Here is a 12,134-nt window from a genome sequence, read left to right as displayed (position 1 = left end):
TGCCCCGCGTGCCGCCGCCCGCGCGAGCTGCGCTGGATCAGCAGCACGTCGGGACCGAGCGGCCCCTCGCCGAACAGCAGCAGCACCGCGGCCTTGCGCCCTCCCGACCTGGGCGGGCGCAGCGCCGGCGGCACCGGCCTCTGCGCGGCCCGCTCCGCCAGCGTCTCCAACCACTCGGGCACTTCCACCGCCACACCTCCGGTCTTCTGCAACACGTCGCCCCCGCCCGTGCTTCCCGCCGCCGGCCCCGGCATCCCCGGCCGCGGCGGGGCCACTACGAGGAGGGGCCGGGACGCACCAGTTTCGCGGCCTGCACGGGGTCCGTGGGGCCGGTGCCGTACGAGGGGCACAGGGCGGTCAGCGGGCACGCGCCGCAGGCGGGCCTGCGGGCGTGGCAGATGCGGCGGCCGTGCCAGATCAGCCGGTGGGAGGCCATCGTCCAGTCGCGCTTCGGGAAGAGCTCCGCGACGACGTGCTCGATCTTGACCGGGTCGGTCTCCGCGGTCCAGCCGAACCGGTGGACGAGCCGCTGGAAGTGGGTGTCGACGGTCAGGCCCGGAACTCCGAAGGCGTTTCCCAGCACCACGTTGGCGGTCTTGCGCCCGACGCCCGGCAGCGCGACCAGGTCCTTCAGCCTGCCGGGGACCTCGCCGCCGTGCCGCTCGCACAGGGCCTGGGCCATGCCGATGATGCTCGCCGTCTTGGCCCGGAAGAACCCGGTGGAGCGGATGATCTCCTCCAGCTCGGCCCGGTCCGCCCCCGCGTAGTCCTCCGCCGTCCGGTATTTGGCGAAAAGCGTTGGGGTGACGAGGTTGACTCTTTTATCGGTGCACTGGGCGGACAGGATCGTCGCGACCAGCAGTTCCAGCGGATCGGTGAAGTCGAGTTCGCAGTGGGCGTCGGGATAGGTCTCCGCCAGGATCCGGTCCGTTCGCCGGGCGCGGCGGACCAGCGCGAGTCTGGACTCGCCCGCCCGGGGGTCTTCGCGAAGCACCCCGACAGCTTATGCGTCCGGGTCCCCGCCGAGCCCCGTGGTGGAATGAGTCACAATGGCTGTTGCGGACGCCGGGGACCGGTCACGGGGCGCCCGCGCCGACGACACCACATCAGCGCAGAGCCAGAGGACGACGTGCGGACACGAGGACGAGGGACGGGCCGTCCGCTGACGGCGTCACCCGAGCGCAGCAGCACCGGGGACCGAGCGTGAAACCTCAACAAGGAGGCACCGTGAACACCGACGACGTGCTGGGCAGGGCCCCCCTGTTCTCCGCGCTCGACCGCGAGGGCGCCGCCGCCCTGCGCACCAGCGTCTCGGAGGTCCAGCTGTCCAAGGGCCAGACCCTCTTCAACGAGAACGAGACGGGTGACCGGCTCTACGTCGTCCTCGAAGGCAAGATCAAGCTGTCCAGGACCGCTCCCGACGGCCGGGAGAACCTGCTCAGCGTGCTCGGCCCGGGCGAGATGTTCGGCGAGCTGTCGCTGTTCGACCCCCGCCCCCGTACGGCCTCCGCCATCGCGCTGACCGACGTCCGCCTGGCCGGGCTCGGCCACGACGACCTGCGCCCCTGGCTGACCGGCCGCCCCGAGGTCGCCCTGCACCTGCTGCGCGCCCTGGCCCAGCGGCTGCGCCGGACCAACGACGTCCTGGCCGACCTGGTCTTCACGGACGTGCCCGGCCGGGTCGCCAAGGCCCTGCTCGACCTCGCCGACCGCTTCGGCCAGAAGGTCGACGACGGGGTCCGGGTCCACCACGACCTCACCCAGGAGGAGCTGGCCCAGCTGGTCGGCGCCTCGCGGGAGACGGTGAACAAGGCTCTGGCCGACTTCGCCCAGCGCGGCTGGCTGCGCATCGAGGCGAAGGCCGTGGTCATCATGGACATCGAGCGCCTGCACAACCGCTCGCGCTAGACACCGCCGCGCCCGGCGCCGCCCGGGCACCGGGACGCCGCCGGGCACGGGGGACACCGCCGTACGGCGTGGCTAGGCGTGGCCGAGATAGTCCAGCTGGGCCCGGACCGACATCTCGGCCGCGGGCCAGAGCGAGCGGTCCACGTCCGCGTAGACGATCGCGACGATCTCCGCCGGCGTGGCCGCGCCGCTCTCGCGCGCGGCCAGGATCTGGTCCAGGCGCCGCCTCCGGTGCGCGATGTAGCCGTCCAGCGCGCCGATCGGGTCCGGCAGCACCGGGCCGTGACCGGGGAGCAGAGCCTCGGCCCCGACCTGCTCGGCGGTGGCGCGGAGCAGGTCCAGGGAGCGCAGATAGTCGGCCAGGTCGCCGTCGGGGGCGATCACGGTCGTCCCCCGGCCGAGCACGGTGTCCCCGGTCAGCACCGCCCGGTCCGCCGGCAGCCAGAAGCAGAGCGAGTCCGCGGAGTGGCCGGGCGTGCCCAGCACGCGCATCTCCAGGTCGCCCACGGCGACCACGTCGCCGTCCCCGAGTCCTTCGTCGCCCAGCCGGTGTCTGGGGTCCAGCGCCCGCACCGGGGCCCCGGCCAGCTCGGCGAAGGCGCGCGCGCCGCCGCTGTGGTCGTGGTGCCCGTGGGTGAGCAGGATCGCGGTCACCCTGCGGTCCCGCAGGTGCTCCGCCAACCGGGCGAGATGCGCCTCGTCGTCCGGCCCCGGATCGACGACCAGCACCTCCTCCCCCCGGCCGACCACCCAGGTGTTGGTCCCGTCCAGGGTCATCGGGGACGGGTTGGGGGCCAGCAGGTTGAGCGCGTGCTCCGTGCCCGCCCCGTCAGGCCCCTCCAGCGGTATCCGCAGCCCGCTCACGCCGCGCCGAACCGGTAGTCGTCGTCGAGCACGATGTGCATCTCGCCGTCCACCTCCGCGATCCGCGGCATGAAGGTGACGATCTCCCGCTCGGCCGCGAGCACGTCGGCGACCTTCTCGTAGGCGGTCAGCTCGCTCAGCGTGCGGTGGGTGGGCGGCATCAGGAAGATCTCCCCCCTCGCCCCCTGCTCGATCGCGTCGCCGGGCCGTACCCAGGCGACCTGGTCGGCCTCGCCGCCGACGTCGCGGGTGCGCTGGCCGGGCGGGAGCGCGGCGACGAAGAAGCGGGTGTCGTAGCGCCTGCTCTCGACCTCCGGTGTGATCCAGTGCGCCCAGGGGCGGAGCAGGTCGGAACGGAGGACCAGGCCGCGCCTGCCGAGGAAGTCGGCGAAGGACAGGGTCCGGTCGATCAGCGCGAGCCGGTCGGCCTCCCAGTCGTCTCCCGTGGTGTCGTCCACGACGGAGTGCGGCGAGGAGCCGGCCAGCAGCACGCCCGACTCCTCGAAGGTCTCCCGGACCGCGGCGCAGACGAGGCCCCGCGCGGTCCTCTCGTCCGCGCGGAAGACCTCGCCCCACGCGGCGGGCGAGGGCCCGGCCCAGGCGACCGCCTGGTCGGCGTCGCGCGGGTCCACCGAACCGCCGGGGAAGACGTAGGCCCCGGCGGCGAAGGCCATGCTCGCCTTCCGCCGGAGCAGGTAGACCTCGGGGCCCTCGCGCAGGACGACCACGGTGGCCGCGTCCCGGGCCGGGACGGGGTCGGCCCGCCCGGCCAGGATGTCGCGCGCGCGCTCGCCGAGCTCCCCGGGAAGCGGAATCCCACCCATGCCTGAACCTTTCACCTGATCACCGGAATCCACCCGAACATCACTCGGTTTCCGGGTCCATCATGTGGTACGGCTCACATCCCGGGCAATCATCGGCCTCCCGGGCGGCCGTCAGCGGACCTCGGCGATCAGCTCGACCTCGACCGGCGCGTCCAGCGGGAGGACGGTGACGCCGACCGCGCTGCGGGCGTGCACCCCGGCCTCGCCGAAGACCTCGCCGAGCAGCTCGCTGGCGCCGTTGACCACCTGCGGCTGGCCGGTGAAGTCCGGGGCGCTGGCCACGAACCCGACGACCTTCACGATCCGGACCACGTTCGACAGGCCGCCGGCCGCCGACGCGACCGCCGCCAGGGCGTTGAGCGCGCAGATCCGGGCCATCTCCCGGCCCTCCTCGGCGCTCACCTCGGCGCCGACCTTGCCGGTCGCCGCCAGTTTGCCGTCCACCATCGGGACCTGGCCCGAGGTGTAGACGTGATCGCCCGACCGGACGGCCGGGACGTAGGCCGCCAGCGGCGGCACCACTTCGGGCAGCTTCAGGCCGAGCTCGGCCAGCTTCTCCTCGGGGGACACCGCGCCTACTCCTTCGGACGCTTGAGGTAGGCCACCAGCTGCTCGGGGTTCGGCCCCGGCACGACCTGGACGAGCTCCCAGCCGTCCTGGCCCCAGTTGTCGAGAATCTGCTTGGTCGCGTGGACCAGCAGCGGCACCGTCGAGTACTCCCACTTCGTCATGCGAGACACACTAGCGAGACCTCCCCGGCCGGACGCCCCCGGCGCGGCCCGCACGGCCCGGCCTCCGCGCACCGGTGTGAATCGCATCCCAAACGACGGCCCGCGCGAGTCCTGAAGTAACCGTTGGGTAGCCTTCGAACTGTGAAAGCGCGCGACACCGACTGGGATGGGGTACGGCTTCACGTCGTCACCGGCAAGGGCGGCACCGGGAAGACCACGGTCGCCGCCGCGCTCGCCCTCGCGCTCGCCGCGGGCGGCCGAAAGGTCCTCCTGGTCGAGGTCGAGGGGCGCCAGGGGATCGCACAGATCTTCGACCTGCCGCCGCTGCCGTACGAGGAGCGGAAGATAGCCGTCGCGCCGGGGGGCGGCGACGTCCACGCGCTGGCCATCGATCCCGAAGAGGCCATGCTCGACTACCTGGAGATGTTCTACGGCATGCGCCGGGCGGGCCGGGCGCTGAGCAAGCTGGGCATCGTCGACTTCGCCACCACCATCGCCCCCGGCTTCCGCGACGTCCTCGTCACCGGCAAGACGACCGAGGCGGTGCGGCGCAGGGACAAGGAGGGCCGGCGGGTCTACGACGCGGTGGTGCTGGACGCCCCGCCGACCGGCCGGATCGTCCGCTTCCTGAACGTCACCAACGAGGTCGCGGGGCTGGCCAGGATGGGCCCGATCAAGAACCACGCCGACCTGGTGAACGGCGTCGTCGCCTCACCCGAGACCGCGGTGCACTTCGTCACCCTCCTGGAGGAGATGCCCGTCCAGGAGACCCTCGACGGGCTGGCCGAGCTGCGCACGGCGGGCCTGCCGCCCGGCGGCGTCTTCACCAACATGGTCAGGACCTCGCTGCTGCCCGCGGAGGCCGTCGAGGCGGCCGCCGCCGGCCGGTTCGACCCGGACGAGCTGGCGCTCGGCCTCAAGGCGGCCGGGCTGGCCGACGGGGCCGACGCCGCCGCCGTGGCCGCCGCCCTCACCGAGGAGATCGTCGAGCACGCCCGCCGTACCGAGCTGGAGCGCCAGGAGCGGGCCTCGCTCGACGCCGCCGGGCGGCCCCGCTACGAACTGCCGCTGCTGCCGGACGGCGTGGACCTCGCCGGGCTGTACGAGCTGGCCGAATCGATCCGCACCCAGGGAGCAGCATGAACGAGCGGACCGGAGGGCACCGCACCGCCCCCGTGCTCGACCTCGACGCGATCATCGACGACCGCGACACCCGGATCGTCGTCTGCTGCGGCTCCGGCGGCGTGGGCAAGACCACCACCGCGGCCGCCCTGGGGCTGCGCGCCGCCGAGCGCGGGCGCAGCGCCGTGGTCCTCACCGTGGACCCGGCGCGGCGGCTGGCCCAGTCCATGGGCCTGACCGAGCTCGACAACACGCCCCGGCCCGTCGCGGGCGTGGACGGCGAGGGCGAGCTGCACGCCATGATGCTCGACATGAAGCGGACCTTCGACGAGATCATCGAGGCGCACGCCGATCCGGAGCGGGCCCGGCAGATCCTGACGAACCCCTTCTACCAGTCCCTGTCGTCCAGCTTCTCCGGCACGCAGGAGTACATGGCGATGGAGAAGCTCGGCCAGCTCCGCCGGTCGGGCGACTGGGACCTGATCATCGTGGACACCCCGCCCTCCCGGTCGGCCCTGGACTTCCTGGACGCGCCGGAACGGCTCGGCCGCTTCCTCGACGGGCGGCTCATCCGCCTGCTGACCGCCCCGGCGAAGGTCGGCGGCCGCAGCGCCTTCAAGCTGTTCAACGCCGGCTTCGGGTTCGTCGCCGGGACCCTGACCAAACTGCTGGGCGCGCAGGTGCTCAAGGATCTGCAGACGTTCGTGTCCGCCCTGGACGCCGTCTTCGGCGGGTTCCGGGCTCGTGCCGACCAGACCTACCGGCTGCTGCAGGCCCCCGGGACCGCGTTCGTGGTCGTCGCCGCCCCCGAGCGGGACGCGATGCGCGAGGCCTCGTACTTCGTGGAGCGGCTGGCCGAGGAGCGCATGCCGCTGGCCGGGCTCGTGGTCAACCGGGTCCACCGCTCGCCGGTCTCCGGGCTGTCGGCGGCCCGCAGCAGCGCGGCGGCCGAGGACCTGGAGGCGCGGGGCGAGCACGAGCTGACCTCGGCGGTGCTGCGGCTGCACGCCGACCGCATGCAACTGGCCGCCCGCGAGCACCGCGAGCAGGAGCACTTCGTCTCCGCCCACCCCACGGTGCCGATCGTCCAGGTCGCCGCGATGCCCACGGACGTGCACGACCTGGAGGGCCTGCGCGAGGTGGGTGAGCTGCTGGCCGGACGGTGGCGCCCGGCGGCCTGACCGGGTTCGGACGACATGGGTACGGCCGGCGGGCGGCGCCGGCCGTACGGGGTCGGAAATCATGCCGGGGCGGCTCGCGGGCTCAGCCGGCGATCAGCTCGTTCGTCCGCTCGTACTCTTCCTTGGCCAGTTCCAGCAGGTCCCGCCAGGAGTCGACATCGGGTCGCCGGCGCAGCAGCGCCCGGCGTTCCCGTTCGGTCATCCCGCCCCACACCCCGAACTCGATGCGGTTGTCCAACGCGTCCGCGAGGCACTCGGTTCGGACCGGGCACCCTCGGCAGATGAGCTTCGCCCGGTTCTGGGCAGCGCCCTGGACGAACAGCGCGTCAGGATCCGCACCCTTGCAGGCCGCGCTGGACGTCCAATCCGTGATCCACATTCGACCCCACTCCCCTTAGGTGGTCAGTCGTGACTTGGAGCCGACGGGCGCGGTCGTCGGGCTTCCGTATTCAGTTGCCGCAGAAGAAGAACGTACGCAATCAGACGTTCGGGCCGACAGACCCCGGCGGGACCAATTTCTTGCATGGTCATGGGCGGCCATGTGGCCGGGAATGACTAGTTACCTGTCCGCGATTCAAGGGAACGCCAAGCGCGAACAGTGTTCCGTTACCGTTCGAGCCACCCACCCGACGTACTCTTGTTCTCGTGCAAGCTCAAGGCAAAGATCAGAAGTCGGCAGTGGGGAACGTCCTGCGGCTCGTCACCGCGGGCGCCGCCGCGGGGGTGTTGGTCGCTGCCATCGCGCTTCCGGCGATGGGTGGTGCGGGCGTGACGGTCAAGTCCGCCATCCAGGAGCTGCACCTGCAGCCGGAGGAGCTCAAGGAGCCCCCGCTGCCCGAGCGGACCATCCTGCTGGACGCCGACGGCAAGCAGTTCGCCCAGTTCTACTACGAGAACCGCGAGTCGGTGAAACTCGACCAGATCGCCGACGTCATGAAGACCGCGATCGTCGCGATCGAGGACTACCGGTTCTACGAGCACGGAGCGCTCGACCTGGAGGGCACGGCCCGCGCCGCCGTGAAGAACTTCACCGGCGGCGGCGTCGTGCAGGGCGGCTCGTCGATCACCCAGCAGTACGTCAAGCTCGTCCTGGTCAACAGCGCCGAGACCAAGGAGGAGCAGGCCGCCGCCCAGGCGCCCACCCTCGAACGCAAGCTCAAGGAGCTGCGCTACGCGCTGGCCATCGAGGAGAAGTACACCAAGTCGGAGATCCTCGAGCGCTACCTCAACATCTCCTACTTCGGCGCGGGCGCGCACGGCATCCAGGCCGCCTCCAAGCGGTTCTTCGGCAAGCCGGCCTCCAAGCTGACCCTGTGGGAGGCCGCCACGCTGGCCGGGGCCGTGCAGAACCCCAGCGTGACCGACCCCAACACCGGCAAAGCCGCCCGCGCCCGGCTGCTGGAGCGGCGCAACCTCGTGCTGGACACGATGGCCAAGCGCGGCAAGATCACCCCGCAGGAGGCCGAGGAGGCCAAGGCCAAGAAGCTCGGCTACAAGGACGTCCCGGTCCCCGGCGGCTGCGACGAGAGCCCGTACCCCTACTTCTGCCTCTACGCCCAGCACGAGATCCTCAACAACGAGGACTTCGGCAAGACCCCCGAGGCGCGCAAGAAGTTCCTCCAGCGCGGTGGCCTGACGATCAAGACGACGCTCGACACGCAGGCGCAGAAGGCCGCCGAGAAGGCCATCAAGGCCTACGTCAAGACCACCGACAAGCCGGTCGCCGCGCAGGCCATGGTGGTGCCGGGCACCGGCGCCATCAAGGCGATGGCCGCCAGCCGGAAGTTCGGGCAGAACAAGAAGAAGAACGAGATCAGCTACAACCTCGCCGCCGACGTGCTGCACGGCGGCGGCGCCGGGTTCCAGGCGGGCTCCACCTTCAAGCCCTTCACGCTGCTCACCGCCCTGGAGAAGGGCATGAAGCTGAACGACGGCTTCAGCACCGGCTCCGGCTACAACGCGCCGAGCAGCAGCGCCTTCCGCGACTGCAAGGGCAACCGGGTCGGCGAGCCCTCGCACACGGTCAGCAACTCCAGTGAGGGCGGCGGCGGCTTCAAGACCCTGACCACCGGCACCCTCGGCTCGGTGAACACCTTCTTCATGAAGCTGGAGGAGGTCGTCGGGCTCTGCGAGACCGTCAAGACGGCCCAGAAGCTGGGCATCAAGCGCGCCGACGGGCAGCCGCTGAAGGAGTTCGAGACCTTCACGCTCGGCATCAACGAGATGGACCCGGTCACGGTCTCCGCCGCCTACGCGACGATCGGCGCCCGCGGCGCCTACTGCAAGCCGATGGCCATCACCGAGATCCGCGACCGGAACAACAAGGCCACCGCCTACAAGCCGAAGTGCAAGCAGGTCCTGGACGAGGAGGTCGCCGACGCGGCCGCGCACATCATGTCCGGGGTGTTCACCAAGGGCACGATGAGCGGCGTCGGCGGCATCGGCCGCCCCGCGGCGGGCAAGACCGGCACCACCGACGCCTACACCGCGGCCTGGTTCGCCGGCTTCACCCCCGACCTGGCCTCCGCGGTCAGCATCGGCGACCCGCGCGGCGCCTTCCAGCACGACCTGATCGGCGTGACCATCGGCGGGCGCTACTACTCCTACGTGTACGGCGCCTCGATCGCCGGACCGATCTGGAAGCAGTCCATGATCGGTGCCTTGAAGGGCGTGGAGGCGACGCCGTTCACCCCGGTGAACATGGAGCGCTTCGGCGGCTGCTCGGCCGGCCGGTGCGCCCCTCCGCCCAAGAAGCCCGCCAAGGTCGACGGTGACGGCGGAGGCGACGGTGGCGACGGCGGCGGCGACGGCACCGACGTGGAGCCCCCGCCCGGCTGGGGCGACGCGAACGGCGGCGCTCCGATCATCCCCTGACCGCCCGCGGCGGTGACGCGAAGCGAAGAGAGCCCTCCTCAAGGCCGGTGACGGCCGGGGAGGGCTCTTTCACGTTGTCAGCCCGCAGGCGCCTTCCGGGACTCAGCCCGCCGGACGGGCCCGCACGGCCCGGCGTTCAGCCCGCCAGGCGGGCCCGTACGGCCTGGGCCACCCGGCCGCCCTCGGCACGCCCGGCGACCTTGGGGTTGAGGACCTTCATGACCTGTCCCATCGCCTGCGGTCCCGAGGCGCCGCTCTCCGCGAGGGCCTCCTCCACGAGCGCGGCGAGCTCGGAGTCGGAGAGCTGGGCCGGGAGGTACTCCTCCAGGATGGCCTGCTCGTCCATCTCGGCCTTCGCCTGCTCGGTGCGGCCGGCCCCGCCGAAGGCCTCGGCCGCCTCGCGGCGCTTCTTGGCCTCCTTCGTCAGCACCTTGACGATCTCGTCGTCGGTCAGCTCGCGGGAGGTCTTGCCCGAGACCTCCTCGACGTTCACGGCGGCCAGGGCCATCCGGATCGTCCGGGTGCGGATCTCGTCCCTGCTCTTCATCGAGGCCGTCAGATCGGCCTTCAGCTTGTCCTTCAATGCGCTCATGCGGTCCATCTTGCCGCCTCACCAGCCCGGTTGTATTCCGGGTTTCCGTCCGGCGGGCCGGATCGGCGGCTCGGCTCGGGCATGATGGAGGGGTGAGGAAAGCAGCCGCAGTGCCCCTGTCCCTGCTCGGCGCCGGTCTGGCCGGTCTGGCCTACGCCTCGGTCATCGAGCGCAACGCGTTCCGGCTGCGGCGCTTCGACGTGCCGGTGCTGGAGCCCGGACAGCGCCCGGTGCGCGTCCTGCACCTGTCCGACCTGCACCTCACCCCCGGCCGGCGGCTGCTCATCGAGTGGGTCCGCTCCCTGGGCGACCTCCGTCCCGACCTGGTGGTGAACACCGGTGACTCGATCGCCCACCCCGAGGCGGTCCCCGCCCTGCTGCACGCCCTGGAGCCCTTGCTGGAGCGCCCGGGCCTGTTCGTGTACGGCTCCAACGATCTCTACTCCCCGCGCCCGAAGAATCCCGCGCGCTACCTGTGGCGGACCTCCAAAGGCGACAACAGCCGCAACACGCCCGACCTGCCCTGGGAGGAGCTCGGCGCCGGGATGGCCGCCGGGGGCTGGCTCGACCTGAACAACGCCACCGCCCGCGTCAAGGTCGCCGACCTCGACGTGGCCGTGGGCGGCATCCACGACTCCCACATCGACTACGACCGCTACGACCGGATCGCCGGCCCCGCCCCCGCGGACGCCGACCTCCGTCTGGGCGTGATGCACTCCCCCGAGCCCCGCAACATGACCCGCTTCGCCGCCGACGGCTACCAGCTCCTGCTGGCCGGGCACACCCACGGCGGCCAGCTCTGCATCCCGTTCTACGGTGCGCTCGTCACCAACTGCGGCATCGACCGGGCCCGGGTCAAGGGCCTGAGCCGCCACGACTCCGCCTATCTCCACGTCTCCGCGGGCCTCGGCACCAGCCCGTACTCTCCGGTCCGGTTCGCCTGCTTCCCGGAGGCCTCGCTCCTCACCCTCGTGCCGCGCCGCCGGGGTGGCACAAGCATCCACGAAGTCCGCTAGACTTTCCCAAGCACGAGCAAGACGGCGTGCACCGGGGTGTAGCGCAGCTTGGTAGCGCGCTTCGTTCGGGACGAAGAGGTCGCAGGTTCAAATCCTGTCACCCCGACGTTGCAGTGATTCCCGAGGCCGAGGGCCCGGTCGCCAGAGATGGCGGCCGGGCCCTCGGTCGTTTTCCATCCGGACCGTCAGGCGGCGCGGTGCTCGGTGCGGTACTCGGACCGTCAGGCGGCGTCCCGCCCGGACCGTCAGGCGGCGCGGTGCTCGGTGCGGGCGGCGATCACGTCGGGGATCCCGGCGCCCGTCAGCACGACGGGCCGGTGGCCCTCCCCTGCCAGCAGGGTCGCGGCGATGGAGGCCCGGCGCCCGGAACCGCAGGCGACCAGCACCGGGCGGTCCCGGTCGAGGGCGGCCGGGACGCCCTCGGTCACCAGGTCGGGCAGGAACCGTTCCACCGTGCCCTCCAGCCGCGCCGCTTTCCACTCGGCGGGCATCCGCACGTCGAGCACCTGCGCGCCGGGCAGGTCGAGATGCCTGAGGAAGGCGGGCAGGTCCACGAGCGTGAAGGTCTGCGTGGCCGCCGGGCCGAGGTCGCGGACGACGCCGCGGACCGTGTCCATTCCGATCCGCGCGAGCTGGACGACCTCCTCGGTGACGTCCTGCCCCCGCTCGGCGACCAGCACGATCGGCGTCCGGTACGGCAGCAGCCACCCGGCCCAGCTGCCGAAGTCGTCGCCCGGCTCGATCCCGACGGATCCGGGAAGGGCTCCCTGCGCCTGCGCCTTCCGGGGGCGGACGTCGACCACCCGCGCCTCTCCGGGCACGGCGGTGACGGTGAGCTCGGGAACCTCAAGGGAGGGCATCGGCGGCACGCCGAGGATGTTGGCCCTGCCCATGTGCCGGTAGAACGCCGGGATCGGCATCGGCTCGGCGAGCAGCGCGTCGGCGAAGGCCTCCGCGGCGTCGGTGACGTCGGTGACGTCGGTGACGTCGGTGACGTCGGTGACGTCGGTGACGTCGGTGAC

At 71.9% G+C, this 12,134-nt stretch carries 13 protein-coding genes, 1 tRNA gene and 1 pseudogene; 6 read left to right on the top strand and 9 right to left on the bottom strand.

Annotation, left to right across the window (positions count from 1 at the left end; translation table 11 throughout):
• A pseudogene (locus tag ACWJ6R_RS09600) lies at positions 1-188 on the bottom strand (coenzyme A pyrophosphatase); the annotation flags it as partial.
• Positions 189-274: 86 nt separating this feature from the next.
• Complete coding sequence (nth, locus tag ACWJ6R_RS09595) at positions 275-994, bottom strand: endonuclease III (protein WP_449061865.1); 720 nt, start codon at positions 992-994, stop codon at positions 275-277.
• Positions 995-1,227: 233 nt separating this feature from the next.
• On the opposite strand from nth, the gene ACWJ6R_RS09590 reads away from it, so the two are divergent.
• Positions 1,228-1,908, top strand: a complete 681-nt coding sequence (locus tag ACWJ6R_RS09590; protein WP_189238410.1) for a Crp/Fnr family transcriptional regulator — start codon at positions 1,228-1,230, stop codon at positions 1,906-1,908.
• Between the two features lie 72 nt (positions 1,909-1,980).
• Here ACWJ6R_RS09590 and ACWJ6R_RS09585 read toward each other — a convergent pair whose 3' ends face one another.
• The 4 genes from ACWJ6R_RS09585 to ACWJ6R_RS09570 all read right to left on the bottom strand — a co-directional run bounded on the left by ACWJ6R_RS09585 (position 1,981) and on the right by ACWJ6R_RS09570 (position 4,327).
• The gene (locus ACWJ6R_RS09585) at positions 1,981-2,772 is read right to left on the bottom strand and encodes an MBL fold metallo-hydrolase (RefSeq protein WP_449061864.1); all 792 of its coding nucleotides are present in this window, start codon (positions 2,770-2,772) and stop codon (positions 1,981-1,983) included.
• Complete coding sequence (locus tag ACWJ6R_RS09580; protein ID WP_449061863.1) at positions 2,769-3,596, bottom strand: NUDIX hydrolase; 828 nt, start codon at positions 3,594-3,596, stop codon at positions 2,769-2,771. Before ACWJ6R_RS09580 ends, ACWJ6R_RS09585 begins: the two co-directional genes overlap by 4 nt.
• 111 nt (positions 3,597-3,707) lie before the next feature.
• Positions 3,708-4,166 carry a RidA family protein gene (locus tag ACWJ6R_RS09575; RefSeq protein ID WP_449061862.1) on the bottom strand — a complete coding sequence of 153 codons (459 nt, stop codon included), beginning with the start codon at positions 4,164-4,166 and terminating at the stop codon, positions 3,708-3,710.
• 5 nt (positions 4,167-4,171) lie between these two features.
• Positions 4,172-4,327: a DUF4177 domain-containing protein gene (locus ACWJ6R_RS09570; protein WP_141703503.1), complete on the bottom strand. Its 156-nt coding sequence runs from the start codon at positions 4,325-4,327 to the stop codon at positions 4,172-4,174.
• Positions 4,328-4,468: 141 nt separating this feature from the next.
• Between ACWJ6R_RS09570 and ACWJ6R_RS09565 the strand changes: the two genes are divergently transcribed.
• Positions 4,469-5,470, top strand: coding sequence for an ArsA-related P-loop ATPase (locus ACWJ6R_RS09565; RefSeq protein WP_449061861.1), 1,002 nt, complete (start codon positions 4,469-4,471; stop codon positions 5,468-5,470).
• Positions 5,467-6,630: an ArsA family ATPase gene (locus tag ACWJ6R_RS09560; RefSeq protein ID WP_449061860.1), complete on the top strand. Its 1,164-nt coding sequence runs from the start codon at positions 5,467-5,469 to the stop codon at positions 6,628-6,630. Before ACWJ6R_RS09565 ends, ACWJ6R_RS09560 begins: the two co-directional genes overlap by 4 nt.
• Before the next feature lie 82 nt (positions 6,631-6,712).
• Here the strand turns inward: ACWJ6R_RS09560 and ACWJ6R_RS09555 are convergent, their stop codons facing one another.
• Positions 6,713-7,009, bottom strand: coding sequence for a WhiB family transcriptional regulator (locus ACWJ6R_RS09555; RefSeq protein WP_068898049.1), 297 nt, complete (start codon positions 7,007-7,009; stop codon positions 6,713-6,715).
• 299 nt (positions 7,010-7,308) lie between these two features.
• Between ACWJ6R_RS09555 and ACWJ6R_RS09550 the strand changes: the two genes are divergently transcribed.
• Positions 7,309-9,504, top strand: a complete 2,196-nt coding sequence (locus ACWJ6R_RS09550; protein WP_449061859.1) for a transglycosylase domain-containing protein — start codon at positions 7,309-7,311, stop codon at positions 9,502-9,504.
• A 136-nt stretch (positions 9,505-9,640) separates the two neighbouring features.
• Here the strand turns inward: ACWJ6R_RS09550 and ACWJ6R_RS09545 are convergent, their stop codons facing one another.
• On the bottom strand, positions 9,641-10,096 hold the full coding sequence (locus ACWJ6R_RS09545; protein ID WP_191896460.1) for a GatB/YqeY domain-containing protein: 456 nt from the start codon (positions 10,094-10,096) through the stop codon (positions 9,641-9,643).
• Between the two features lie 92 nt (positions 10,097-10,188).
• Between ACWJ6R_RS09545 and ACWJ6R_RS09540 the strand changes: the two genes are divergently transcribed.
• Both ACWJ6R_RS09540 and ACWJ6R_RS09535 read left to right on the top strand, forming a co-directional pair.
• Positions 10,189-11,112, top strand: coding sequence for a metallophosphoesterase (locus tag ACWJ6R_RS09540; RefSeq protein WP_449061858.1), 924 nt, complete (start codon positions 10,189-10,191; stop codon positions 11,110-11,112).
• Positions 11,113-11,144: 32 nt separating this feature from the next.
• Positions 11,145-11,218: transfer RNA gene (locus tag ACWJ6R_RS09535), tRNA-Pro, on the top strand.
• A 139-nt stretch (positions 11,219-11,357) separates the two neighbouring features.
• Here the strand turns inward: ACWJ6R_RS09535 and ACWJ6R_RS09530 are convergent.
• Positions 11,358-12,134 (bottom strand): rhodanese-like domain-containing protein (locus ACWJ6R_RS09530; RefSeq protein WP_449061857.1); only part of this gene is annotated, 777 nt, incomplete at its 5' end.

The sequence above is a fragment of the Planomonospora algeriensis genome, from assembly GCF_977012225.1.
The sequence above is the reverse complement of the archived record's forward strand: the minus strand, read 5'-3'. Positions and strand labels throughout refer to the sequence as shown.